Source organism: Novosphingobium sp. GW835-FHT14H07, from assembly GCF_058793515.1.
The window spans coordinates 1-23,668 of the sequence record NZ_JBXAFX010000041.1; the positions used below are offsets into that span (position 1 = coordinate 1).

At 61.8% G+C, this 23,668-nt stretch carries 18 protein-coding genes and 1 pseudogene; 10 read left to right on the top strand and 9 right to left on the bottom strand.

Features of this window, described 5'->3' with window-relative positions; genetic code table 11:
- Positions 1 to 362 precede the first annotated feature (362 nt).
- Genes AC1Q5P_RS20710 through AC1Q5P_RS20725 form a run of 4 tightly spaced genes read right to left on the bottom strand, consistent with a single transcriptional unit; the run spans position 363 to position 5,836 of the window.
- Positions 363 to 1,475, bottom strand: coding sequence for an NAD(P)-dependent alcohol dehydrogenase (locus AC1Q5P_RS20710; protein ID WP_492519921.1), 1,113 nt, complete (start codon positions 1,473 to 1,475; stop codon positions 363 to 365).
- Positions 1,472 to 2,395, bottom strand: coding sequence for a helix-turn-helix domain-containing protein (locus tag AC1Q5P_RS20715; protein WP_492519922.1), 924 nt, complete (start codon positions 2,393 to 2,395; stop codon positions 1,472 to 1,474). Before AC1Q5P_RS20715 ends, AC1Q5P_RS20710 begins: the two co-directional genes overlap by 4 nt.
- A gap of 13 nt (positions 2,396 to 2,408) precedes the next feature.
- Positions 2,409 to 3,626 (bottom strand): cytochrome P450, encoded by a 1,218-nt coding sequence (locus AC1Q5P_RS20720; protein ID WP_193828735.1) that lies wholly within the window; start codon positions 3,624 to 3,626, stop codon positions 2,409 to 2,411.
- A 2-nt stretch (positions 3,627 to 3,628) separates the two neighbouring features.
- Positions 3,629 to 5,836 carry a TonB-dependent receptor gene (locus AC1Q5P_RS20725; RefSeq protein WP_492519923.1) on the bottom strand — a complete coding sequence of 736 codons (2,208 nt, stop codon included), beginning with the start codon at positions 5,834 to 5,836 and terminating at the stop codon, positions 3,629 to 3,631.
- A 222-nt stretch (positions 5,837 to 6,058) separates the two neighbouring features.
- Here AC1Q5P_RS20725 and AC1Q5P_RS20730 point away from each other — a divergent pair.
- Positions 6,059 to 6,242 (top strand): annotated as a pseudogene (locus tag AC1Q5P_RS20730) (integrase); the annotation flags it as partial.
- 278 nt (positions 6,243 to 6,520) lie between these two features.
- Here the strand turns inward: AC1Q5P_RS20730 and AC1Q5P_RS20735 are convergent.
- From AC1Q5P_RS20735 to AC1Q5P_RS20755, 5 genes are all read right to left on the bottom strand, one after another.
- The gene (locus tag AC1Q5P_RS20735; RefSeq protein WP_062346911.1) at positions 6,521 to 7,345 is read right to left on the bottom strand and encodes a phytanoyl-CoA dioxygenase family protein; all 825 of its coding nucleotides are present in this window, start codon (positions 7,343 to 7,345) and stop codon (positions 6,521 to 6,523) included.
- A 71-nt stretch (positions 7,346 to 7,416) separates the two neighbouring features.
- On the bottom strand, positions 7,417 to 7,821 hold the full coding sequence (locus tag AC1Q5P_RS20740) for a C-glycoside deglycosidase beta subunit domain-containing protein (protein WP_039335577.1): 405 nt from the start codon (positions 7,819 to 7,821) through the stop codon (positions 7,417 to 7,419).
- A 35-nt stretch (positions 7,822 to 7,856) separates the two neighbouring features.
- Positions 7,857 to 8,765 carry a sugar phosphate isomerase/epimerase family protein gene (locus AC1Q5P_RS20745; RefSeq protein WP_039335579.1) on the bottom strand — a complete coding sequence of 303 codons (909 nt, stop codon included), beginning with the start codon at positions 8,763 to 8,765 and terminating at the stop codon, positions 7,857 to 7,859.
- Between the two features lie 63 nt (positions 8,766 to 8,828).
- The gene (locus AC1Q5P_RS20750; RefSeq protein WP_492519924.1) at positions 8,829 to 11,075 is read right to left on the bottom strand and encodes a TonB-dependent receptor; all 2,247 of its coding nucleotides are present in this window, start codon (positions 11,073 to 11,075) and stop codon (positions 8,829 to 8,831) included.
- Positions 11,076 to 11,247: 172 nt separating this feature from the next.
- A complete protein-coding gene (locus tag AC1Q5P_RS20755; protein WP_039335583.1) occupies positions 11,248 to 11,850 on the bottom strand; it encodes a TetR/AcrR family transcriptional regulator in 603 nt (200 codons plus the stop codon).
- Positions 11,851 to 12,030: 180 nt separating this feature from the next.
- Between AC1Q5P_RS20755 and AC1Q5P_RS20760 the strand changes: the two genes are divergently transcribed.
- From AC1Q5P_RS20760 to AC1Q5P_RS20800, 9 genes are all read left to right on the top strand, one after another.
- Entirely contained in the window at positions 12,031 to 12,912 is an 882-nt protein-coding gene (locus AC1Q5P_RS20760) for an aldose 1-epimerase (protein WP_492519925.1), read from the top strand.
- Positions 12,913 to 12,991: 79 nt separating this feature from the next.
- A complete protein-coding gene (locus tag AC1Q5P_RS20765; protein WP_169745725.1) occupies positions 12,992 to 14,167 on the top strand; it encodes a Gfo/Idh/MocA family protein in 1,176 nt (391 codons plus the stop codon).
- A gap of 28 nt (positions 14,168 to 14,195) precedes the next feature.
- Positions 14,196 to 15,197, top strand: coding sequence for a 3-keto-disaccharide hydrolase (locus AC1Q5P_RS20770; RefSeq protein WP_492519926.1), 1,002 nt, complete (start codon positions 14,196 to 14,198; stop codon positions 15,195 to 15,197).
- A 19-nt stretch (positions 15,198 to 15,216) separates the two neighbouring features.
- Positions 15,217 to 16,329 (top strand): alpha-hydroxy-acid oxidizing protein, encoded by a 1,113-nt coding sequence (locus AC1Q5P_RS20775; RefSeq protein WP_492519927.1) that lies wholly within the window; start codon positions 15,217 to 15,219, stop codon positions 16,327 to 16,329.
- 365 nt (positions 16,330 to 16,694) lie between these two features.
- Positions 16,695 to 17,228: an RNA polymerase sigma factor gene (locus AC1Q5P_RS20780; RefSeq protein ID WP_039335773.1), complete on the top strand. Its 534-nt coding sequence runs from the start codon at positions 16,695 to 16,697 to the stop codon at positions 17,226 to 17,228.
- Complete coding sequence (locus tag AC1Q5P_RS20785; protein ID WP_492519928.1) at positions 17,225 to 18,196, top strand: FecR family protein; 972 nt, start codon at positions 17,225 to 17,227, stop codon at positions 18,194 to 18,196. The genes AC1Q5P_RS20780 and AC1Q5P_RS20785 overlap by 4 nt, the downstream gene beginning before the upstream one ends.
- 115 nt (positions 18,197 to 18,311) lie before the next feature.
- Positions 18,312 to 21,350, top strand: a complete 3,039-nt coding sequence (locus AC1Q5P_RS20790; RefSeq protein ID WP_492519929.1) for a TonB-dependent receptor — start codon at positions 18,312 to 18,314, stop codon at positions 21,348 to 21,350.
- A 78-nt stretch (positions 21,351 to 21,428) separates the two neighbouring features.
- Positions 21,429 to 22,394: an alpha/beta hydrolase gene (locus AC1Q5P_RS20795; protein WP_492519930.1), complete on the top strand. Its 966-nt coding sequence runs from the start codon at positions 21,429 to 21,431 to the stop codon at positions 22,392 to 22,394.
- A complete protein-coding gene (locus AC1Q5P_RS20800; RefSeq protein WP_492478267.1) occupies positions 22,391 to 23,500 on the top strand; it encodes a pectinesterase family protein in 1,110 nt (369 codons plus the stop codon). The genes AC1Q5P_RS20795 and AC1Q5P_RS20800 overlap by 4 nt, the downstream gene beginning before the upstream one ends.
- The last annotated feature ends 168 nt before the right edge of the window (positions 23,501 to 23,668 follow it).

Consider the following 23,668-nt stretch of genomic DNA (forward strand, 5'->3'; position numbering starts at 1 on the left):
ATCCGAACCCTACCGAAGATCGGCGATGGCCACCTCATCCAAGGCAGCTTCCTACACCACCCCGCGGGGCACTACCCTTGGGTTTCACGATGAGGCTCGATTGTACCACTCCAACCGTGCGATGAGGGCGCGGCGCGGGATGGGACGATCCGCTTCTAGCCCTTCCCACTTCTCGATCCTGTTCGAGGCGTCAGCAGACGGTAGCTTTGGTTCGAACCCACCGTTCGTCGGGATCGCCGCGGACGGCAACAGTCCACCATACTGCGACATTTAGCAGCGAGAGCTTGAATGGCTGTTTTGGGCATGAACCGCATCTGACTCCCAACCAGGACACTTGGACGCTGGTTCAGACCCCAAAGACATTACGGCAAAAGTACGGCCTTGATGCATTCGCCCTGCGCCTGCGCCGCGATGGCCGCCTTGATCTCGGAGAGCGGAAATGTCTTGATCAGGCGGTCGAACGGAAAGCGGCCTGCGGCGTGATGGGCGATCAGTTCGGGGATGAAGTTCTGCGGGTCGCTGTCGCCCTCGATGATGCCGATGATACGGTGGCCCGGGGTCATGAGCGCAGCAATGTTCACGCTGATCGCAGCCTCGGGCCGGGCGGGCACCCCGACCAGTCCGATCGCACCGTGCGAGCCGAGTGCGCCGAGCCCCGCCTCGATCACCTCGGGTCGACCGGAGCTGTCGAATCCGAAATCGACGCCATCGGGGACGATCGCGCGGATCGCGGCAGAAAGATCGTCTGTCGCGGCGGGATCGATCACATGGGTGGCACCGAGATCGAGGCCCACATCGCGCCGCGCAGCGATCGGTTCGACGAGGATGATCGTGGTGCAGCCTTGAATCACCGCGCCCATGACCGCCGCAAGGCCGACCGGGCCTCCGCCGAAGATCGCGATGCTGGAACCGGCGCGTGCGGCCAGCGAGCGCATGACCCCGCCGGCACCAGTCTGGAAGCCGCAGCCGAGCGGACCAAGCAGGGCGAGAGGTGCGGCATGCTCCGAAATCTTCACCACGTTACGCGCGCGGGTGATTGCATGGCTGGCGAAGGAGGACTGTCCAAAGAAGTGCGAGGCGACTGCCTGATCTGCGGCTCGATAGGCCTGAGATCCATCTTCCATCCGCATTCCCGCGTAGTTCAACGGCACAAAAGTGCGGCAATAGCTCGGCAGCCCCTCATCGCAGCGCGGGCAGGCCCCGCAGCTCGAAAAGCCAAGGACGACGCTGTCGCCAACAGCCAGCCCTTCTACGCCTTCCCCGATCGCCTCGATCGTGCCTGCACCCTCATGCCCCAGCACGGCCGGAAGCGCATATGGCGCGAACTGGTCACGGAACACGAGATCGGTGTGGCACAAGCCGACTCCGGCGATCTTCACCAGAACCTCGCCAGCGCGCGGCGCATCGACCTCCAGCGTCTCGACGCTGAAGTCCTGATGCGGGGTGCGGGCGACGGCGGCGGTGCATTGCGTCATGCGGGGTCTTTCGTCTGCTCGTGCTGACGAAAGTCGCTTGGCGTGCGCCCGGCATAGGCCCGGAAGGCGCGGCTAAAATGGCTCTGGCTGGTGAAGCCCAGCGATTCTGAAAGCGCGGCAAGCGTCATGTCGGTCTGCGCCAGCAAATGCTGTGCACGGTCGAGCCGAGCCTTCATCACATACTGGTGCGGCGAGATTCCGGTGGCCTTCTTGAACACGCGGCAGAAGTGCGAGGGGGTGACGCCGGCGGTCGCCGCCATCTGCTCCAGGCTGTGTTCGTGTTCCGGGTGATCGAGGATGGCGTTCATTACCTTGTGAAGCCGGTAAGCTGAAAAGTCAGAGGTCGGAATTTCGAGCGGCTTGCCCTGTGCCGGCACGCCCGAGAGGATGTGCGCCTTGAGCGCACCCACCATGGCCGAGACATAGGCCTCGCGCTCGTCTGCATGGGGGGCATAAAGCTCTGCGAGGATCTGCCGCGTCAGCGCCACGCCCAGCGGATCGGTGAAGGCAAATCGCATCTTGCTGAACTGGTCACTTAGTGAGGCGGTCTTGAGCACCTCCGAAGAAACGCTCAGCGTGACCACGTCGAGCTCGCCATCGACAAGCCAGCCGGTGGGCATTCCGGCGGGCACGATCGTAGCGCAACCGGGAATCGAATGCGTCTCGGTCCAACTGCCGCGCTCCCAGGTCTTGACGCGGGGCTTGCCCGCGATGTGCACGATGAAGATCGGATCGGGCACTGGCGGCAGGGCATAGCTCCCTACGAACTGCCGCCAGCGGCACAGCGACCAGCCATCGCCCAGCGACCCGAGCTCCATCTCGGGCGGTCTGCCGAGCACGTCGCAGATGATTGCCTTGTTGTCCCACACCTTCTGGGCGGGTGCGGACGCGTCCTTCTCCCTTTCGAGCTGTTTCGGCATCACTCGTCCCTCGTCACCCAACCAGCCGCACCTCGAGTTTCTTGAACCCGTTGATGAACGCGGATCGCACGCGCTGCGGCTGGCTCACAATCTCGAAGCGAGAAACATGGCGCGCAAGGTGACCAAATGCCACCCTCAGCTGCATTTCCGCAAGCCGCGAGCCGACGCAGACATGAGCACCCGCCCCGAAGGCGACATGCTGGCGCACCTGCCGGGTGATATCGAACCGGTCGGGATCGGAGAAGGCAGCGGCATCACGATTGCCGGCGGGGTAGAACATCACCACCCGGTCGCCCTTGCGGATTGCCTGCCCACCCAGTTCAGTATCGCGCATCGCGGTGCGGCGCATGTGGATCACCGCGCTCGCATGGCGCACCATTTCCTTGACTGCGCCCGGCAACAGGTCGGGGTTGTCGCGGATCATCTGCCACTGGGCCGGTTCGCGCGCGAAGGCGACCATCGAATGATTCAGTGTGTTGCGGGTCGTCTCGTTACCGCCGACCAGCGCGAGCACGAGATTGCCGACGAAATCGGCAAACGGTACGGGTTCACCTCCTATTTCGCTGTTGGCGAGCAGCGAGGCAAGATCACGGGTTGGTTCGGCCCGGCGGCTTTCGAAGAGTGCCTGACAGAAGCCGAAGAATTCGCCCACCACCTGCTGCATCGCTTCGGGTGACTGGCGGAAATCGGGATCGTCCTCACCGATGAAAGCATCGGTCCAGCGATGCAGATCGCGCCACATGTCACTCGGCACGCCGAGCAGCTCGGCAAGCGTGAGAAGCGGCAGCGGTACAGTGAAACAGGGCAGAATATCGATGACCTCGTTCAGCGGGACCCCGGCCAGCAAGGCCTCCACCCGGGCCGCAATCCGCGTCTCTATCCCCTCGAGCCGCCCCGGTGAGAGCGCAGGCACCACGAACTTGCGGTATTGCGTGTGGATCGGCGGATCGCGCGAGATGAACGGCACCCCGATGCCGCTGTCACCCGCGCCGGCGAGCCCTGCCTCATTCTCGTCGAAAATGCGGTGGCCGCCATTCTCGCGGGCCGAGGAGAACAGATCGGACTGCTTCGAGACCGCTAGGATCTCCTCGAAACCGAGCACCGCCCAGAACCCGCCTCGATCCTGCGCGGGCGGATTCCAATGGACAGGCCCTTTGCGCCTGAGTTGTGCGAACAGGTCATAAGGCATGCCCGCCGCATAGAGCGAAGGATCGCCGAGGTCGGTGTCCATGCTCAGAAGTCCGCGCGAACGGAGATACCGAAGGTGCGTGGCGCATTCGGAACAAGGAAGTTGTAAGGGAATCCAGCCCCGCGCAGATCAAGGCCGTAGCCATAGGTTTTGCGGTTGAAGAGGTTGTTGGCGAAGGCGCGAACGGTGATTGTGTCGTTGCTCCAGCTGAGCGCGCCGTTGACCCTGGCGTTGGCCCCTTGCGCGAGTTCCGAATTGACCTGTGCCGAGCCTGCCACGTTCACCGCGTTGAAGGGCGAGAAGAACTGGCTGCTGGCATAGACCACGTTCGGCGAGAAGGTCACTAGACCGCCGGCCACATCGACCACATCCCAGTCGGCTCCAAGCTGCCCGGTTAACCTGGGCGCAAACGGCAGGCGGTTGCCGGCGAGGTCGGTACCCTGAAGGGTCAGCTCCTTGAACTTCGACTGAAGCAGGCCGAACGAGGCATTGACCCTCAGGCCATTGATCGGCCGCAACGTCGTTTCCGCTTCCAGGCCGTACACCTCGGACTTGGGTGCATTGACAAGGAATGAGACCGGCCCGGGGCGCGTGTCCTGCAGCTGCTGGTTGGTGTAGTCGTAATAAAACGCCGAGATGGCATAGGTCAGCACGCGGTCAGCCGTGCGGCCCTTGACGCCAAGCTCGAAGGCATTGACATACTCGGGCTTGATATAGCTGATCCCGCTCGAGGAAGTGTAGCCGCCGCCGTTGACCGCGCCAGCGCGGTAACCGCGATTGTAGCTCGCGTAGAGCAGCGCTCCGCTGCCAAAGGTGTAGCTTAGCGCCACCCGACCGGTCAGTGCGTTGTTGTTGTCCTTCAGCGCATAGCGGGCCGCGGGATCGTAAGCGCAGGTGCCGGGCACGCCGACGCACGGCACAGTGGAGGCGATCGGAAAATCAGGTGCACCCACTGCACCCACGAAGAGATAGGCGAAGGCGTCGTCGTACTTTGATGTGTCGCGGGTATAGCGGGCGCCGAGCGTCAGGCTAAGCGCGCTCGTCAGTGCGAGGTCAGCCTGCCCGAAAACGGCGTAGGAACGGCGCTGCTGCCGGTAGTGCTGGAAGAAGCCGCCGGCTGGTGGCAGCGGGAGGTTGAAGCGGTTGTCTGTTACGTTGCGGTCGTAGCCGTAGAACAAGCCACCGACGAAGGTCACGCCGCTGCCAGTATAGTTGGCGCGCAATTCCTGGCTGAATTGGCGATACTGCGACTGCCAGGTGATATCGAGGATATCGAGTGGCGAGCCGTCCGCCGCCTGTTGCAGGTTCTGCGATCCGCCGTCGTACGAAGTGATCGAGGTCAGCGTCAGCTTGTCCGTCAGGTCGACACCGATATTGGCGCTGAAGCCCCAGGCGTCGGTGTTATTGTCACCTACGCGGTTTTCATTGGTCTCGAAGAAGTCGAGCCCAGCGCGGAAGGCACCGAGGCCATGCACCGCAGCCTGCGTGCCACGATCGCGCCCGCCGTAGGCGCGCAGGACAACGTTGACGCTCTCGCTCGGCTTGAGGCGAAGCGAGAGGCGACCTTGCAGCGTATCGGTCGAATTGGGATCACGGCCTCCTGCGAAGGTGTTGCGGATCTGCCCGTCACCCTTGGCGTAGTTCACCGCCGCGCGGATGCCAGCGACGCCCTCTGACAGCGTGGTTTCGAGCGCCCCTTGAGCGGTGAACGTGCCGAAGTTGCCGTAGCCAAGCTGGACGTAGCCCTCGCTGCCCGAAAGATCCGGCCGCTTGGTGATGAAGTTGATCGCGCCGCCGGTGGTGTTACGGCCGAATAACGTGCCCTGCGGCCCGCGCAGCACCTCCACCCGGTCCAGATCGAACAAGCCCATCCCGTGACTGGTGCGTGGCGCGAGATAGACATCATCGAGGTAGACCCCGACCGGCGAAGCCTGATTGGAATTGTATTCGTTGGCCACGCCAATGCCGCGCAAGGTGAAGTTGGGCTGCGTGTTGCCATAGGGGCTGTTGATCTGGAGGTTCGGCACCGCCTCGCCGAGCTGCGCCGAATTGGTGATGCCGCGCTCTGCCAGCGAATCCCCGCCCAGCGCGGTCACGGCCAGCGGCACATCAAGCAACGACTGCTCGCGGCGCTGCGCTGTCACTACGATTTCGTCATCACCTTTGGGTGCTTCAGCCTGCGCCAAGGCAACGCTCGATGTCGATGCAGCAATCAGCGACAGCGCCGCGCGCACGTACCCCATACCAGCCATGCTTCTCTCCCGTAAAAGACTTGAGCTCTTGTGGCTCACATGCTGCGATGATTAGGCTACTGGGTGCGGTAGGGCTTTAGGGCCGATTGCGCGCCAATTTGACATTTCTTGCGCTATGCCTCGGTACCAGCTGCGCTGTTCCCGTCGATGTGTGAGGCCTGTCGGCCTGGAACTGGAAGTCGGGTTTTGCCGAAGTCTGGTCGAGAGAATAAAGCGGCCGGCAGATGGCGGGTAATCGTCATGCAGCTGAAAACGGAGCGGCCTGTTCAATTTGAACTTCTTCCCGATGCCCGGGCCAGACTGCTGGCGTGGCTCGAACCGCGGGGTAGCAACTGTGGACGGTTATGTCTGTCCAAGCCGGGTTGGTCACCCCAGCACCCGCCAGTCTGCCCGGCTTGTCGACGAATGAGTGACGCGAGTGGGCCCGGTTGGTCAGATGTCCCTTTCTGAACGCCTGATCCTGAAACCTTCGACCGTTCGTCTGGAAGCGAAATACGCGACGCGCTCAAGCCCAATCGGTAGCTAAGTTTTTTTCTGTTACAGCTTATGCACTGTTTCTCGTGCCGTCGACGGCCAAGAGGAGCATTTACCGGCGCGGAGAGATCACAGGCAATTTGGGTAGCCGCCGGCAAACCCTCGAACAAAAAATTCGAGGCACATTGGAGGTCGGTCGGAACGCCTCCTTCAAGCGGTTAGCGCGGCGAGATGTGTCTCCCAAGCGATTGTGTCGTTGTGCGAATGCGTGAAGCCGATCGAACGTTCGAAGTCCACGCAGGCTTTCGAACGGAAGGCAACGATGTAAGTACGCCGCCAGCGGTCCGGCGAGGTATTCCCCCCTGAGCCGTGGACGATCAGTTCGTCATGCACGGTAATGTCGCCCCGCTTCAGCGGCAGGTCCACGACCATATCGGCATCGGTCAGTTCGACGCTGAGGATGTGAGATTTGCTGCGATCTTCACCCATCAGAGGGCGGTGCGGACGCAGGCCTTGCTTCTGCGAACCCGGCACAACCTTGAGACAACCATTTTCCGGATCGGCATCGTCGAGTGCGAGGCTGCAGGTCGCGGTCAATGGCTCAGGGGTTCCGGTGGGCCAGTAACCGAGGTCCTGATGCATGGTAAAAACAGCATCGGGCTTTGCAGGGCGTTTCGCGAGGAACTGGTCATAATCCAGAGTTGCAGTCTCTCCAATCAGCTGTCGGGAGATCGAGGCTGCGCGCCGTTCGTAAAGGTTGTCGCGCAAGCTTGGTTCATAGTGACGCGGCAATACGGCATTTACCAGGCTGAAGTTCTCGAATGCACGGTCATATGGCCCGGACATGTCACAGAAATCCTTGCCCATGCCGCTGACTTCGCCCCGAATGAAGCGCTCGAATTCGGTCTCGAGCGGCGCAAGTTCCTCCTCGGTCATCACACCGCGCAAAGTGATGTAGCCATCGCGATGGAACTGGGCGATCTCCTCTGGCGTGAGGATATAATCGTCCCCCTGTCTACCGAACTGCTGCGTCATTTGTGCTCAAACCTTCGTTTTCTTGATGAGCTTCCAAAGCCCGATGTCAGAACCGCCGGATACCTGTTCGGTCAGGCGATGCAGATGGTGCCGTATCGTTCGGCGTGCATCGGGAAGATATGCACGTCTGGCGGGAAGTAGGAATAGCGGATGCGGGCGAGGACTTCGATCTTGTGGACGCCCGGTTCTAGGCCGCCCGGCTTGTCGACGAGGATTTCGCCCCATTCGGTCAGTCCCCAGCGCGCGGTGGTCTCCTCGCGCATTTCGGCCATGGTATACACTTCGTCGCGGATGCCGAAGCGGTTGATCTCGTGATCGTAGAACACGCCGTCGACGGTGACGTCGAAGCCGTCGAGTTGCGACAGGCGGGTGCCGTGGTAGTTGGGAATACGGATGCGGATGGCAAAGCCTTCGCGCGCACCGACAGGGCCGAAATTGCGGAAGCCGGTGCTCTGGATGAGCTGGTGTTCGAGCATGGTGTTCTCCGGGAAATCTTGGGGGGCGGAAGGCCTCAGGCGAACTTGCCTTCGTCGAACTCGCGCTCCAGCTTGCGCAGCAGCACGTGCTGGCGACGGACCTGATCGATCGAGCGCCAAGGCGCGCGCCAGCCTTCGTACTCGCTAGACAGGTAGCCCGAATAACCCGAGCGCTTGATCGCCGAGATCACCGGCTTCCACGGGATGTTCTGGTCCTCGAGGTTCTCGTCGATATCGTGGAACTTGGCCTGGATGAATACGACGTACTTGGCGATGTCGAGGAACTCCTCCGGATTGACGGCAATGCCGTTGAGGAACTCCATGTGCTTGCGCGCCTCGTCGTTGATCTGGTGCGAGCCCCAGTGCGTCAGCGGGCGGTCCTGAAAGATGCCGGTGTCGATCATCAGGCCGAAGTTCTTCGTGCCGGTGCGCTCGATGAAATTGATGTAACCATCGACGACTTCATGCTTGATCGGCGTGGGAGCGTGGATTTCCGGACAGATGACCACGCCGAGCTTGTGGGCAAGATCGAGGTTGCGCTCGGTATAGGCCTCCCACTGCGGTTCGGGGATCAGGTCGTGCGAAAGCACACCGAACTTCGGACGCAGGAACTTAAAGCCCAGCTGGTGGGCAAGGCGCAGGTCGCGCTCCAGCTCCGCGGCACCTTCCTCGACGGTGAGATTGCGCCCCAGCGTAATGCGCATGTCGACCCACGAGCACATGTTGGTGGGTTCCAGCTTGTACTTGTCGAGCAGGCCGAACCAGCGGTCGATAAACTGGCTGGAGGGGTTGGGGTAGCCTTCGATCTGTCCTTCGCCGAGGATCTCGATGCCAGTGGCACCGGTATCGGCGATGTGATCGAACGCGTCTTCCAGCGTCATGACCGATCCGTAGTCGTCGACGTAGCTGTAGGTTGAAACACCGTATTTGAACGAACCGGGCATGTCTTACTCCTGGATGGCGGGAGAAGGAGCCAGGCTTCATCTCCCGCCGGTACGCGTGTCAGATCAGAAGTTCACGCTCGCCCGCACGCCATATGTGCGAGGCGGCTGGAACTGGTAATTGTCGCTGAAGCCGTTGAAGTTCTGCTCGGCGAAGGACAGAACGTTCTTGTTGAAGACGTTGCGGACGTAGGCCTGCAGCTTCCAGCCACCGGCGTTGGGCTCGATCGATGCCGAGAGGTTGCCGAGGAAATACGACGGCGAGCGGATCTGCGACAAGTTGAAGGCCGAGAAGTAGAAGCTCGAGGAGTACTTGCCGTCGGCACGGAACGAGAGCAGGTGATCGCCCAGTGGTACGCCCTGTTCGAAGCCCATGGAGGCGGTGAAGTGCGGGGCGTTGGGCAACTGGTTCTTGCTGATGTCGACGTTCTGATTGTTGCCGTTGCGGACGATGATGTTATCGCCGAACTTGGTGTCGAGAAGCGTGCTGTTGACATAGAGCTTCGTGTTCTCGGCTACGCGGGCATTGAGCTGGCCTTCCAGGCCAAGGACGCGGGCGCTGCCGACGTTGAACACGCCAGTCGAGCAGGTCGGGCAGGTGCTCTGCTGCGCCTGATAACCTTTGTAGTTGAAGTAGAAGGCGGCGAAGTTGAGCTGCAGGGCATTGCCCATCAGCGTATTCTTCGTGCCGATCTCGAAGGCATCGACCTGTTCCGCGCCATAGGGCGTGGCGGCGACCGAGCCGTTGGAGTTGAAGCCGCCCGACTTGTAGCCGCGATCGTACTTGGCATAGATCAGGCGGCCCGACTCCGGACGCCAGTTGAGGCCGACGTGCCAGGTCGGCTTGCTTTCCTTCGTTTTGCCATTGCCTGAATTGACGATCGGGAACGGCGGGCAGGTGCCGGGCGCCGGGAAGCCGTTGCCGCATAGCGGGAACGCCAGTGCGGGCAGGACAAGGCGGGAGTTGCCGGTACGCGACTTGTTGTCCCAGGTGTAACGCGCGCCGGCAGAAAGCTGGAGTTGTTCGCTCAGGTCATAGTCTGCCTGGGCAAAGATGGCGTCGGACTTGGTTTTCACCGCAAAGTCGAAGGCAATGCCATAGCGGAACGATTGGTCGGCGTTGGGCGCGAAGGAGAGCGGCTGACCGGGTGCGAAAGCGCCGGTCATTTCGCGATTGTACAGGCCAGCTACGAGCGCGTTGTCTTCGGTGAAGCGGAAGTAGCCCGCCTGGATGAAGAGCTTGCCGGTCTTCCCGTTGCTGATGCGGACTTCGTGGTTCCACGTCGTAGGCGCCTGGGTGTTGAGGTACTGGCGATTGGCCGGATAGTTTGGGCCGGTGGCGTCGAGCGTGAGGTCGAACCGCTGCTTGTCCCATCCGCCCGAATAGATCAGGTTGAGGTTGCCAAGACCGCTATAGCTGGCTTCCCAGCGGATGCGTTCACCCTTGAGTACGGTGCGGGTGGGGGAATCGCTGCGGAATGCCGGGAGCGGATCGAAGCTGGGCTGGGGCGCGCCGAGGGTGTTCTTGAGCACGGCCTCGCCGTCAGTGTCGCGATCATCGCGCTGGTAGGACACCCACAGGTCAAACCCGTCCTTGGCGAAGCGGGCCTGGATGCGGCCGGACTTGAAGTCCTCGTTGTCGGCCGACTTCATCACGCCGACCTGGCGGCGGTAGCCGTCGTGCTTGAGGAACACGCCCGAAGCGCGCAGCGCGAAGTTGTCCGACAGGGCGAGGTTGACGGCGGCGTCGGCGTTGGTCGTGTCGTAGTTGCCGTATTCGAACGAGGCGGAAACCTCGTTCTTGAACTTGGGCCGGTTGGTGACAATGCTGACGAGGCCGCCGGTCGAGTTCCGGCCCTGCAGAGTGCCTTGCGGACCTTTCAGGACTTCGACACGAGCAACGTCATACATCGAGGTGTTGATCGAATAGGCGCGGTTGGTGAAGAAGCCGTCGCGGGCAACGGGAACCGAGGGGTCGCCCAGCTCGGTGACATCGGTCGAGGCGATGCCGCGCACGGCGATATAGGCGGAACTGTTTGAGCTGGAGACATTGAGGCTGGGGTCGATCGACGAAAGGTCCCGGACCGAATTGATGCCGCTGTCGGCAAGATCAGCGCCGGTATAGACGTTGAGCGCAATCGGCGTGTCCTGCGCGGTCGTCTCGATGCGGTTGGCGGTGACGATGATATCGCCCACGCCGCGATCGGCGTCATCGGACTGTCCGGCGTTCCGCGATTGCTGTGCGCTTTGCGCGAAGGCTGGCGTGCCCAGCGCCAAGGCGGACGTAGCAAGCAGGATGGCAGTGATCTTCATGGCTTTCCCCTCCCGAAAAATGACGGCCGACACCTTGATGGTCGGTCCATTTGATCGCCGATTAGATAGGTGGCACCTGTGCGTCAAGCGTAAATCTAATCACCGCTCTGATTGCAGGATGGCGCGATGGCGCACGCGCGGCGATGCGCCGTGGTTCAGCATGTCGGAGAGTTCAGTTTGCCAGAGCGGCCAAAGTTGCGCGGGCGACAATGGCCTCGGCGATGTCGACAGTCGGCACGGCGCTCTCGCTCGGCCGGATCACGCCCTTCTTGCGCATCGACGAGAACCCGTAAATCGCCGACCAGAAGGCGATCACGCGCAAATCGGCCTCGTCGTCGGTCACGCCGGGGAGTGCTGCCCGCAGGTGATCACGCAGGTTGAAATGCCCCTTGAGCTGGTAATCGAGCAGCGCCGGGTCGAGTACTGGCGAGGTCAGCTCGCTCTCGTACATGAGGTCGAGCAGAAAGGGGTTGGTTTCGGCAAAGCGGATGAACAGCAGGCCCATGCGGCTGAGCTTTTCCGCAGGGGTGACGGTGCTGCGGCGGACTTGCTCCGCGCCGTCAAGCATTTCCTCAAAGCCTTCAATGGCCAATGCCAGCAGAAGTGAGCGGCGGTCAGGGAAATGGTGGTAGGGTGCGCCCGGCGAGACACCGACCTGCTGCGCCAAGGTGCGGATCGATAACCCGTGGTGCCCATGCTGCCGCACGTATTCGCGGCCGGCATCGAGCAGATCGCGGCGCAGGTTTTCGCGGTGATAGGGCTTCTTGGCGGGCATCAATCTCTCGGGCCACCGGGAAAATGGTGGATTAGCGCATTGCTTCCCTAACAGCAAACCACCTTCTTGCCAGACCGAAACCGACCGCCATCGCGCAATAGGGTTGGTGGACCGCGGGCCTTTCAACAGATTGTGTCGACCGGCTTGCCAGCCAATCTGATCAATGATCAAAATGTTGTCATGGATGAATACGGTCTGCTGACGCTTGCGGCGTCGAATTACGAAGTGACGATTGCGCCGCAGGTCGGCGGTTCGCTGCGCAGTCTGGACTGGAGGGGGCTGCCAGTCTTCCGCAAAGCGCGGACCGGGCACATTCTGGACGCGGCGTGCTTTCCCATCGTTCCGTTCTGCAATCGCATCGCGCTGGGGCGCTTCGCGGTAGATGGGGTCGAGCATAGACTGCCGTCCAACTTTCCGGATACCTGGCATCCGCACGTGTTGCACGGCTATGGCTGGGTGCGGCCGTGGCAGGTGATGGCGCTTGATGGCGCGTCAATCCGGCTGGTCCACGATTACGACGACGGGGTGTGGCCGTGGCGCTATCGGGCTGAGCAGCAAGTGACGGTGGCGGCCGACGGCGTGCGGATTCGCATGAGCGTGACCAACCTCAGCAGCAGCCCCATGCCGGCGGGACTGGGCTTTCATCCGTATTTTCCAGGCGATGACAGCGCCGTGTACCATGGCCTGCATCGCGGTGAGTGGGAAACTTCGCCTGATGGGCTACCGCAGTCGCTGGTCGATGCGGGCAGGGCGGTGGACTGGTGGCAAGGTGCTCCGATGACGAGCCGCGTGGTCGACACGATTCAGGAAGGCCGCAAGGGGAAGCTGACAATCCAGAGACCTGCTGATGGCCTGCTGATCGAGATGGAACCGTCCGATGGACTGCCCTGTACCGGTGTCTATGTCGGGCGGGATGCAGATTTTTTCTGCGTCGAACCGCTCAGCCATCCGACTGATGCCATCAACCGCGCGCCCGAAAAGATGGCGATGCTGGCGGAGGGCGAAACGCTTAAGGCAAGTCTGCTCATCCGCGCCAGCCGCATCCGGACGCAGGACGATTGACTTCGTCGCAAGATAATCTAATCAACGATTAAATTGTGGCATAGGCGAAGCATGCCTGATGGCTGCCCGGGAGGATTGGATGGAGCCTGTCAGGATCGGTGTCGTCGGCGCGGGCGATATCAGCCCGGTCTATCTCAACGCGATTACGCGTTCGCCTGCGCTGGATCTGCGTGCAATAGCCACGCGTGATCCTCAGGCAATTGCCGAGAAGGCCACCGCTTTCGGAGCACGGGCCGTTTCGGTGGCGCAGCTGCTGGCCGACGAAGCGATCGAGCTTGTCGTCAATCTCACCCCGGGCGTGGCGCACGAGGAGATCAACGGCGCTGCGCTTGAGGCAGGCAAGCATGTCTATTCAGAAAAGCCCTTCGCCCTGTCGCTCGGCGCGGCGCGGCGGCTCGCGGATCTTGCCGAGCGCCGGGGCCTGCTGATCGGTTCGGCACCGGACACCTTCTATGGCAGCGCACATCAGGCAGCGCGCAAGGCGCTCGATGCGGGCGCGATTGGGAAGCCGGTGTTCGGCACCTCGTTCCTCGGGCTGCCAGGCCTTGAGTTGTTCCACCCGAGCCCGGAGGCATTCTACCGTCCGGGGGGTGAGCCGCCGTATGATGCCGGCCCCTATTACACCACGATGTGGATCAACCTGCTCGGCCCCGTGAAGCGCGTTTTCTCCGTTTCGGGCGCAGGCAAGTCAGAGCGTACCATCCTGCGTGGCCCTCGTCAGGGCACGCCTTTTCCGGTGACTGTCGACACAACGTTCAACACTGTGCTTGAATTTGCCGAAGCCTCGGTCAGCTTCATCATCTCGCTCGACGTTGTGGTGCCTACGCTGCGGCCAGGCGAACTATTCGGGTCAGACGGCATTTTGGCCATGGCCGACCCGATGTTCTTCGGGGGAGAGCCTGCGGTGATTGCGCCGCCTGAGCCGCGCATGGGCCTCGTTACCGCCGATCAGGGCTTTGCTACGCCCAACCGGCATGACCACACAGGGCGAGCGGTGGCCGATTATCGCGGCGCAGGGCTCGTCGATCTCGCACTCGCGATCCGCACCGGCAGCAGACACCGCACCGGGGCCGAGTTCATCGTCCACTCGGTTGAAGTGATGGAGGCCATCGTCAGGTCAGCCACGACGAATTCGGTGATTGACCTTGAATCCACCTGCGAGCGTCCCGCGACCATCGACCTCCAATCCGATGCCGCGCTGATTGCGCTGACGGCATCGCCATTCGATCTGGCCGCGAGTGCCTGGGCCCACTGATTTCTCGCTTTTGATGGAGTTTCCCCAAATGTCCGCACGTCATTGCATTCTGGCTGCCAAATTTGCCTGCAGCCTTGCCCTGATTGCTCCTGCCGGCGCGATTGCTGCCGATGGCCCGCCTGATGGTTCGACGCCCGAACAGAAGGCGGCAATCGCCAAGGATCCGGCCTACCGCAAGCAGGATCTCATCCTCACGAACCTGCCGCGCAACAGGGCCGCGCCGAAAAAGCTTTTCAATGGTCGCGATCTGACCGGGTGGGATAGCTGGCTTGGTTACACCGTGCCAGCCACGACTTACGGGACGCCCAGCAGCGCGCCGATCGGGCTCAATCACGATACCTACGGCGTGTTCAAGGTCGTCCAGGAAGACGGTGCGCCGGCGATCTATTCCAGCGGCAAACTGTTCGGCGGGCTGATCACAAAGGAGGCCCACCGCAACTACCACCTCCACGTCGAATACAAGTGGGGCGCGAACACCTGGATGCCGATGCCGCGCAATAACGGCGTCCTCTATCACTCGCACGGAGCCTATGGCGCGTTCTTCGGCACGTGGATGAGCGCGATCGAGTTCGAGGTGGTGCCGCACTCGGTCGGCATGCTGCTGACGGTCGGCGATTCGAAGGGCAAGCCCTCGTTCGAGACAGTGGACTGGCGCGTGGGGGCGACAGTGGCGGTCGCCAATGATCCGTCGATTCCCTATCCGAGCCGCCGCTACTTCCATGGCGGCCTGCCCTCGAATTTGAGCTTCCCGACGTGGAACGTCGATGCCGGGACCGACGCGGAAAGGCCGCTCGGCGAGTGGAACTCGCTCGACCTCTATGTCTTCGGTGACAGGTCGATCCACGTCGTCAACGGCGTACCGGTGATGGCGGCGACCAACCTTACCACCAAGGACGCCAAGGGCCGGACGATCCCGCTGACGGCAGGCAAGATCCAGCTGCAGTCGGAGGGGGCAGAGACGTACTTCCGCGCGATCACGATCGAGCCGATCCGCCGCCTGCCGACCATCGCCGAACGCAAGCCGGGCTGACAGAAAAGGAGCGGGCATCATGGCAAAGACTGTCTTCGAGCAGGTGACGCAGCAGGAGGACCTGCTCGACGTGGCCGAGTTTCGCGCGGCGGCAGAGCCGCTGATGCCCGAGGCCTACCGCGACTTCGTCAATAACGTCGGCATGGAGCGCACGCTGTACGACGACATGGCAGCATGGCAGGCGCTGCACCTGCGGCCGCGGGCGCTGGTCGACGTCTCGCACATCGATACCACTGCCACGGTGCTGGGACAGAAGATCGCGATGCCGATCATGACCGCGCCGTTCGTCGGCTCGACGCTGGTGGATCCTGAAGGGGAGGTGGCAACCGCGCGGGGGGCAGTGGCGGCCGGTACGATCACCACGCTCAGCATGATGGGCACGCGTCCACCAGAGGCCGTGGGGGCGGTAGCAAGCGGGCGATACTGGCAGCAGGTTTACTTCATGCGCGATCGCGGCGTGGTAAAGGACGTGATTGATCGGGCCGTAGCCGCAGGGGCTTCGGCTTTGTGCTTCACGGTAGATCTTCCGGTGATGCCGGCATTCCCCAGGCCCATGCGCCTTGCCGCGCAAGCGCTGTTCCAGCGATGGCAGGAACCGGAGCACAAGATGTACGCCGTTCGCGACTACGCAGATCGGCCGATGGGGGCAACTTTTCCCGATGCTGCTGCAACGTGGGCAGATGTGGAATGGATGCGCGGACTTTCGGACCTGCCGCTGGTCCTCAAGGGCGTGATCCGGCCCGACGATGCCTTGCGCGCTCGTGATCATGGTGCAAGCGCGCTGATCGTTTCCAATCACGCTGGCCAGGGTCTGCGCCATTCACAACCGGTGGCCCACGCGCTACCGGCAATCGTTGAGTCCGTTGGGCGGGACATTGAAGTCTATGCAGACAGCGGCATTCGTACAGGCACCGACGTTCTGCGGGCTTTGGCACTTGGCGCACGTGCCGTTCTTGTCGGCCGGCCTGTGCTTTGGGGCTTGACCAAGGGGGGCTCTCAGGGGGTGGAGCGTGTGCTGAAGTTGCTGCAGGCCGAACTCGCCGAGATTATGGCAATTACCGGCGCGTCGAGCATTGATGAGATCGATCTGTCTGTTCTGGGTGCAGGCGGAATCTCACCACATTCGCGGTAGGCCGCGCTCAGCTTTGTACCTTTCCCACAATTGCTCCGAGCGCATTGCTGGCTTGTAACGATAGGATGCTCCAGTCGTGCAGGGTACCAGTGCATGTGCAGAAGACCTGTTCGTCGGTCAGTGCTTCGATGATCTCCCATTCTATGACCCAAGAGTACGGCTTTCGGGTCCGCCGCACCCGTAATCGTTACGTCGACTCTTTCTGCTGCTAAAAAATTTTTCTTGGCGGAAGGATTAGGCGATCCGGTGACTCTTATATGGTGCAAGGTCGAAAATCGGCCGCACAGGAGGATGCTACGAGAGGCGAGGCGAACACGGAGCTGGCGAAACGTCGCCAGAGGGCAACGTGGGTTGCGCAACACCTGCTGCCGCATGAGCGGCAGGTTCGGGGGTGGCTTGCGCGGTCCCGCTTGCCCGGCGAGGAGATCGACGAGGTGATGCAAGAAGCCTACTGCAGAATTGCAATGCTCCCGGCGGTCGATCACATCGAGCATCCGGTAGCGTACCTTTACTCCGTAGCCAGAAACCTGGTGCTGCGCCGCATCAAGCGACAGCAGATCGTCGCGCTGGACGTCGTCGCAGACATCGAATGCGTCAGCGACGATTCCCTGCAGTCTCCGGAACGTCAAACCGAGAGCCGCCTAGATTACCAACGCGTTCTCGCCATTATCGCGGGCCTCCCTGAACGTTGCCGGCAAGTGGTTGAACTGCGCAAGCTGCAGGGCTGGTCGCAGAAGGAAATCGCCGCGCATCTCGGCATTACGGAAAAAGCTGTAGAGAAACAGATCTGGACTGGGGTTCGGGCAGTCCGTCAGGCATGGCAGCAGACCGAGGCGGAAGTCGATGCGCTGATAAGCGGAACGGCACGGCCCACCGCACGGCGTGGAGGTCGGACATGACTTCGCCCGTCAACAGCACCCGATCCTCGGACGAGGACTTCATCGCGGGGCAGATAGCGCGAATGGACTCCGGCGCCTGGACGGCAACGGACGAGGCAACGCTGCAGACCTGGCTCGATGAGGTCCCCGCCCGTCGTGGCCTGTTGCTGCGCATGGAAGCCGAATGGGTTGCACTCGACCCAGCATCGGCCGCGACAGACTCCAAGAATGAAGAGGCATCAGCACCGCTTGCGATTTCATCCGCCGGTCGCTGGACTCGCCGTAGGTTGATGGGCGCTGCTGCCGCTTCGGTGGTTGGTGGTTACCTTGCTTTCCGGCTGGGAGACGGTGCCACTGATTTCGAGACGCGGGTGGGCGAGATCCGGCGGTTACCACTGGCCGACGGTTCGGTGATGACGATGAACTCTGCCAGCCAGATCAAGGTGAACCTTGCACAGGACGTTCGCCAGATCGCCCTGCTGCAGGGCGAGGCTTGGTTTGAGGTCGCCAAGGATGCCAAGCGGCCGTTCATTGTCCAGGTCGGCGACGTCCAGGTTCGCGCGGTCGGCACGGCGTTCTCGGTCAGGACCCGGGGAACGGCGGTGGAAGTGCTCGTGACAGAAGGCGTGGTCGAGACTGCCGCAAGGCACGACAGCAACCTGAAGCTGACCTTGAAGGGCGGGGACCGGGCGATCGTCGGCGCCAGTGCGCTGGTCGATTTCGAAACCGGTCAGTCTACCAACGTCGACCGCGCGCTGGCGTGGCGCAGCGGAATGATCGATCTGAACGGCACGCCTCTCTCCAGCGCTGCCGAGGAATTCAACCGCTATAACCGGCGCCAGATCGTCATCGCCGATCCGGCGATCGCAGCCGAACAATTCGACGGTCTGTTTCGTGTAAACGATCCGGATGGTTTCGCAGAAGCGGTCAAAGCAAGCCTTGGGGTCCGCATAAATACTGCCGAGCCGGGAATTATCAGAATAGAGTAGGCGACCTGAAAAAAGATCGGAAGCAAATCTTTTTTGGAAGGATTTTTGTTTCTGGGAGCTCTTGTTTGCACAGGCACAATCAAAAGCCTGGCAAGCCTGAAGATGGGAGGGATTGATGTCGGTTTCGAGAAATATACTGCTAGCTTCGTCAGCTATTGTTTGTGCGGTCTCCTCACAAGCCGAAGTTGCTGCGCAGACCCGGCAGTTCTCCATCGATGCGCAACCCGCCGAAACGGCGATCAGCATCCTTGGCCGACAGGGCGACGTTCAGGTCATTGCCGCCAGAAAGGTAACGCGTTCGATCCGCACCAACGCCGTTCGCGGCGAAATGAGCGTTGGCGAGGCGCTTGACCGACTGCTTTCAGGGACGGGTCTTGCCGCGCGCCAGCTCGGCAACGGATCTTATGCCATCGTCACGAGAAGTCCGTCGACCACGGTGACGTCTCGGCCAGTGGCCCTGACACGCGCGTCCGCGTTGACCCCAGTTAGCGAAATGACACCGGTGGCGGCCGCCACCGCTCCTGCTGCTGCGCCCGAGGAAGCCATGCAGGACGCTCCTGCGCAGCAGCCGGAAATCGTCGTGAGCGGCTTTCGCGGCAGCCTGGTTCGCGCCCAGGACATCAAGCGCAAGTCAATCAACCTGACCGAGAGCATTCTGGCCGAGGACATGGCCAAGATGCCGGACCTCAACCTTTCGGAGTCCATTCAGCGCCTGCCGGGCGTCGCGATCTCCCGCGAAGGTGGCGAAGGTCGCAACATCACCCTGCGTGGCTTTGCCCCGGATTTCACGCGCACGACACTCAACGGAATGGAGGTTCCTGCCAGCAGCGACGGTCTGGACTCGGGCGGTTTCACCATCAATGCCGGCCGTGCGTTCGACTTCCATATCTTTGCATCGGAGCTGTTCAACCGGGTCGATGTCCAGAAGACGCAGCGAGCATCGATCGAAGAGGGCGGCATCGCCGGTACAGTCGATCTCTATTCGGCAAAGCCGTTCGATTTCAACAAGCCGCAAGCCGTGATCTCGGCGCAGGGCGGCTACAATTCGATTACCCGCAAGGTCGATCCCCGCGTCACCGCCATGCTTTCCGATCAGTTTGCCGATGGCAGGGTCGGCGTGCTGGTGTCTGCCGCCTACTCGGAACGCACCGTTTATCAGGAAGGCTTCGGCTCGGTCCGCTGGACATCGCCGTTCGTTAATGGCGACAGCTGGGCTGACACCAATCCCGTCGTGTCCGGGACGCCGGTGGACTGCCCGGCTGCCGACAATCTGGACTGTCTTTGGGCGCCGCGACTGCCTCGCGCCGATTTCTTCGGCAACAACCAGAAGCGTCTCGGCCTGACCGGCTCGCTGCAGTTCCGTCCGACGGACACCTTGGAAGTCAGCTTCGACGGGCTCTTCTCGCGCCTGGAAAACGACCGTCTCAGCTACAACTCGATGGAGTGGCTGCTGACACATGGTCCGGCCGGCAATTTCGTCGGACAGACGCCCCGTTCGTTCACGATCGCTCCAGACGGCAAGCAATTGATTGCCGCGTCGTTTGACGATGTCACTTCGTGGTACGAAAGTCGTCACCAGACTTCGGTTTCGAAGTTCCAGCAGTATGTGGCTTCGGCCAAGTGGCAGGCGTCGGACAACCTCAAGCTTGATGTCATGGCTGGCAAGGCGCGCGACGCGGCCGACCGCGAGGAGCTGCGCTTCTATGCACGATCAGTCCCGCACTTCTACTCGTATGACTTCACCAAGAACCAGGACGTGCCGGTCCTGAACTATGGCAACTACGATCCGAACAACGCTGCAAACTTCATCAATGCGCTGACAGCGGCCAACCGCCTGAACAAGGTGATCAAGGACAACTTTACCACCAAGGGCAACCTGGTTCTCGAGGCTGGCAACATAACCGCACGCACCGGCGTGGCCTACAGCCGCAGGTCGGTGGCCTATTCCGAAGCGCAGGGCAACTTGCCCAGCTTTGCGCCGCAGACTTACCTGCAACCGTTCCCCATCTCCAACTTCGGCAAGGGCGTCGTCTCGGGTGGCCTGCCGACATTCGCCGTCTTCGATTTCAACAAGGTTGGCGCGTCCAACCTGATCTCCGATACTTACACGCCCAATACGGCTGCGGGCTGGGAAGTGATCGAGAAGACACTGGGCGGCTACGGCGAAGTTACCGGGGAGTTCGACCTCGGCGGGATGGTTCTGCGCGCCAACGGTGGCGTCCGCTACGTGAAGACCAACATCGATTCTCGGGCAACCATTGCCGGTTCTGCGGTTTCGGTGAAGCGCAGCTATGACAATTTCCTGCCTTCGCTCAATCTGGCGCTGAACATCACTCCCGACATCGTGGCGCGAGCCGCATATGCCCGATCGATGACGCGGCCGGGGCTGGGCTCGCTCAACATCGCCGCCCCGACCTTCGAATACACCACAAGGACCGTCGGCAATCTCGGCAATCCAGACCTCAAGCCGTACCTTTCCAACGATTACGACGTCGGGCTGGAGTGGTACTTCAGCAAGGGCGGACTGGTCGCTGTCGGTCTGTTCAAGAAGGATATCATCAGCTCGCTCAGCACTGCTGTGGTGACCAAGCCGGTGCCGCAGGAATACTGGCAGGCGATCTACGCCGATCCCCGCTATGACGCATCCTACAATGCCGATCCGGCCAAGGTGCCCTACACCTTCTTCCAGGCGGTCAATACCCCTGGCGGCAACAGCGTGAAGGGTGTCGAAGTCACGCTCAACGCGCCGTTCACGTTCCTGCCGGGCGTCCTGTCCTACTTTGGCGTGGCATCGAACTACACCCATGTATCGGCGCGTGACTCAACGGGCCTTTCGCCCAATTCGTACAATTTCACCGGCTATTTTGACACCGGTAGCATGGGCATTCGCGTTTCGGTGAACAAGCGCGATGACTATCTGTTGAGTGAACCGGGCGGAAACGGCCACGTTCAGGAGCGCAAGTACGGTCCGACCCATGTCGACCTGTCGGCTTATTACAACATCACGCCAAAGTTGACCCTGACGGTACAGGGCATCAACATCACGAACGAGAAGGAGCGGATATACGGCACCGGCGACGGCAGCCAGTATCTAGGCCGCGAGTTCTCGCGGACGGGGGCGCAGTGGTTCGTCGGAGCGCGCTACCAGTTCTGACGATGACTGGGCCGTCCGCAAATCCCCTCGCGGGCGGCCCCCTTGCATGAAAGCGGCCGGTTGATGACGCTGTTGAGGATGGCACTTGCGGCTGCAGCTGCCTGCGGGTTGACCGGTTCGTTGCCGGCAACCGCAAGAGAGGTGGACGACAGCTATACCGTCGCCCAGCGCTTCGAGCGGTACAAAGATCAGTACAGCGGGATCACCTGGCCGGCAGTGACCCTTGCCGAGGGACAGGAGATCCTGTTCGACCGTTCCTACAAGCGCCTGTCTGATCGCAGCCTTGGCCTTGATGTATTCCTGCCGTCGCAGAAACGACGGCTGGGCACTGCACTGGTGCTGGTTCACGGAGGTGCCTGGCGATCGGGCGACAAGAGCCACTTTTACGCACTGGCCAGCCGCCTCGCCGGACTGGGCCATACCGTAATTCTTCCCGAGTATCGTCTGGCGCCCGAAGCCGGGTATCCTTCGGGAATGACCGATGCGGCAGACGCCCTGCGCTGGGTGCACGACAATGCGGCTCACTTTGGCATCAAGCCCGGTTGGATAGCTGTAGGCGGAGCGTCATCCGGCGGGCAGATGGCGGCTTTGCTCGCATATGACGCAAGGTTACGCACCGACGAGGCGGGCCGCATGGTACCAGTCGCTGCCCTGATCGATCTCGACGGGGTGCTCGACATGACCGATCCGTTGGCGTTGCAGTTCGAGAATGCGGCGGGCGACAAGTCGCCGTTTGCGCAATGGGTCGGTGGATCTTTCGAAAGCGCCCCGCAGACCTGGATCGACGCAAGTGCCGCGCATCATGTTTCGCCGAGGTCTCCGCCGACCCTGATCCTCGGGAGCGGCATCCCGCGTTTTACCGCAGGGAGAGTGGCTGTGCTGGCGGCGCTGAAAAGCCATGGAACGCGGACCGAAGTATATGATCTGGTCGATGCCCCACACGATTTCTGGCTTTTTGAGCCGTGGCTGACACCTACCGCGCGCAGGATCGACCGGTTTCTGCGTGCCCTTCTGAGTTCCAGCCAGACTGGGGATGGGCGATGAAGTTCTGCTTGGGAGTCCTCGCCGCAGCACTGCTCGGCGGAGCGTCCGCTGTGGCCAGTCCTGCCGCCGATACATACGCTGTTGCACGGGACTGCACTCGGTCTGCCTTGCCTTGCTACACCTCGGTGCAGCTCGCCTTGAATGCGGCCGAGCGGGATCAGTCGGAACGATGGATCGAGATCCGCGTCATGCCGGGCGATTACGAAGAGAAGCCCGTGATCCGGCGCAACCGCATCAAGATCGTTGGGGCGGGGCGGAACGTCAGCCGCCTCCACTTCGGCGCCGTGGCACAGACATCGGGCCGTTATCACCGCGCCAACTGGGGAACGCCGGGATCCGCCACGCTCACGATCAATGCAGCCGAGGTGCGCATTTCGGACATCACGATCGAGAACACCTTTGACTATCTGGCCAACGATGCGCTCGCAGGCAGCGATGAAGGCAAGATTGCCAACCCGCAAGCCGTTGCGCTTCTCCTCGATGTGGCCAGCGACAGCGTGGCGATCAGCGATGCAGCGATACTCGGCTATCAGGATACCCTTTTCACGAATGGCGGCCGGGCCTGGATCGCGCGCTCGCTGATTTCCGGCAATATCGACTTCATCTTCGGTAACGGACAGCTGCTGATCGAAGACAGCGAAATCCGGACGCGAAAGAGGGCCGCGGAAATCGCACCGGGCGAGTTTCATTCCTTCATTGCGGCGCCCTCCACCCCTCTATCCCAGTCTACAGGCCTCGTGATCTATCGCAGCCGCCTGACGCGCGAGCCGGGCGTGCCGGACGCTTCGGTCGCGCTCGCCCGACCATGGCATCCGACAAAGCGCTTTGCCGATGGCCGCTACGCCGATCCTGAAGCTGTCGGACATGCGCTTTTCATCGAATGCCACATGGACGCGCATATCCATCCCGACCATTGGGCGCCGATGAATGGAACGTCGAGGGACGGGACCATGGGTACCGTCTTCCACCCGCAAGACGCGCGCTTTGCCGAACGGGGATCGACCGGCCCCGGCGCGGCATCGAAGCCAATCGGGATGACTTGGCGCGACGCACGTTCCCTGCAGGAGATCAGGCAGGAATTCGCCAGTATCCCGCTCGGCCGGTAGCGGATCTCACCAGACCTGCCCCAAACTTGCGAGCCGACGGCTACAGGATGGGGCCAATCAGGCTATTGCGGCCGCCAACTGCTGGTAAGCAGCCCGCCTTCACCGAACAGCGCGGTCATGGGATCGGCGCTTTTGGCGGCGCGGGAGAGTTTGTCGGCGAGGGGGTCG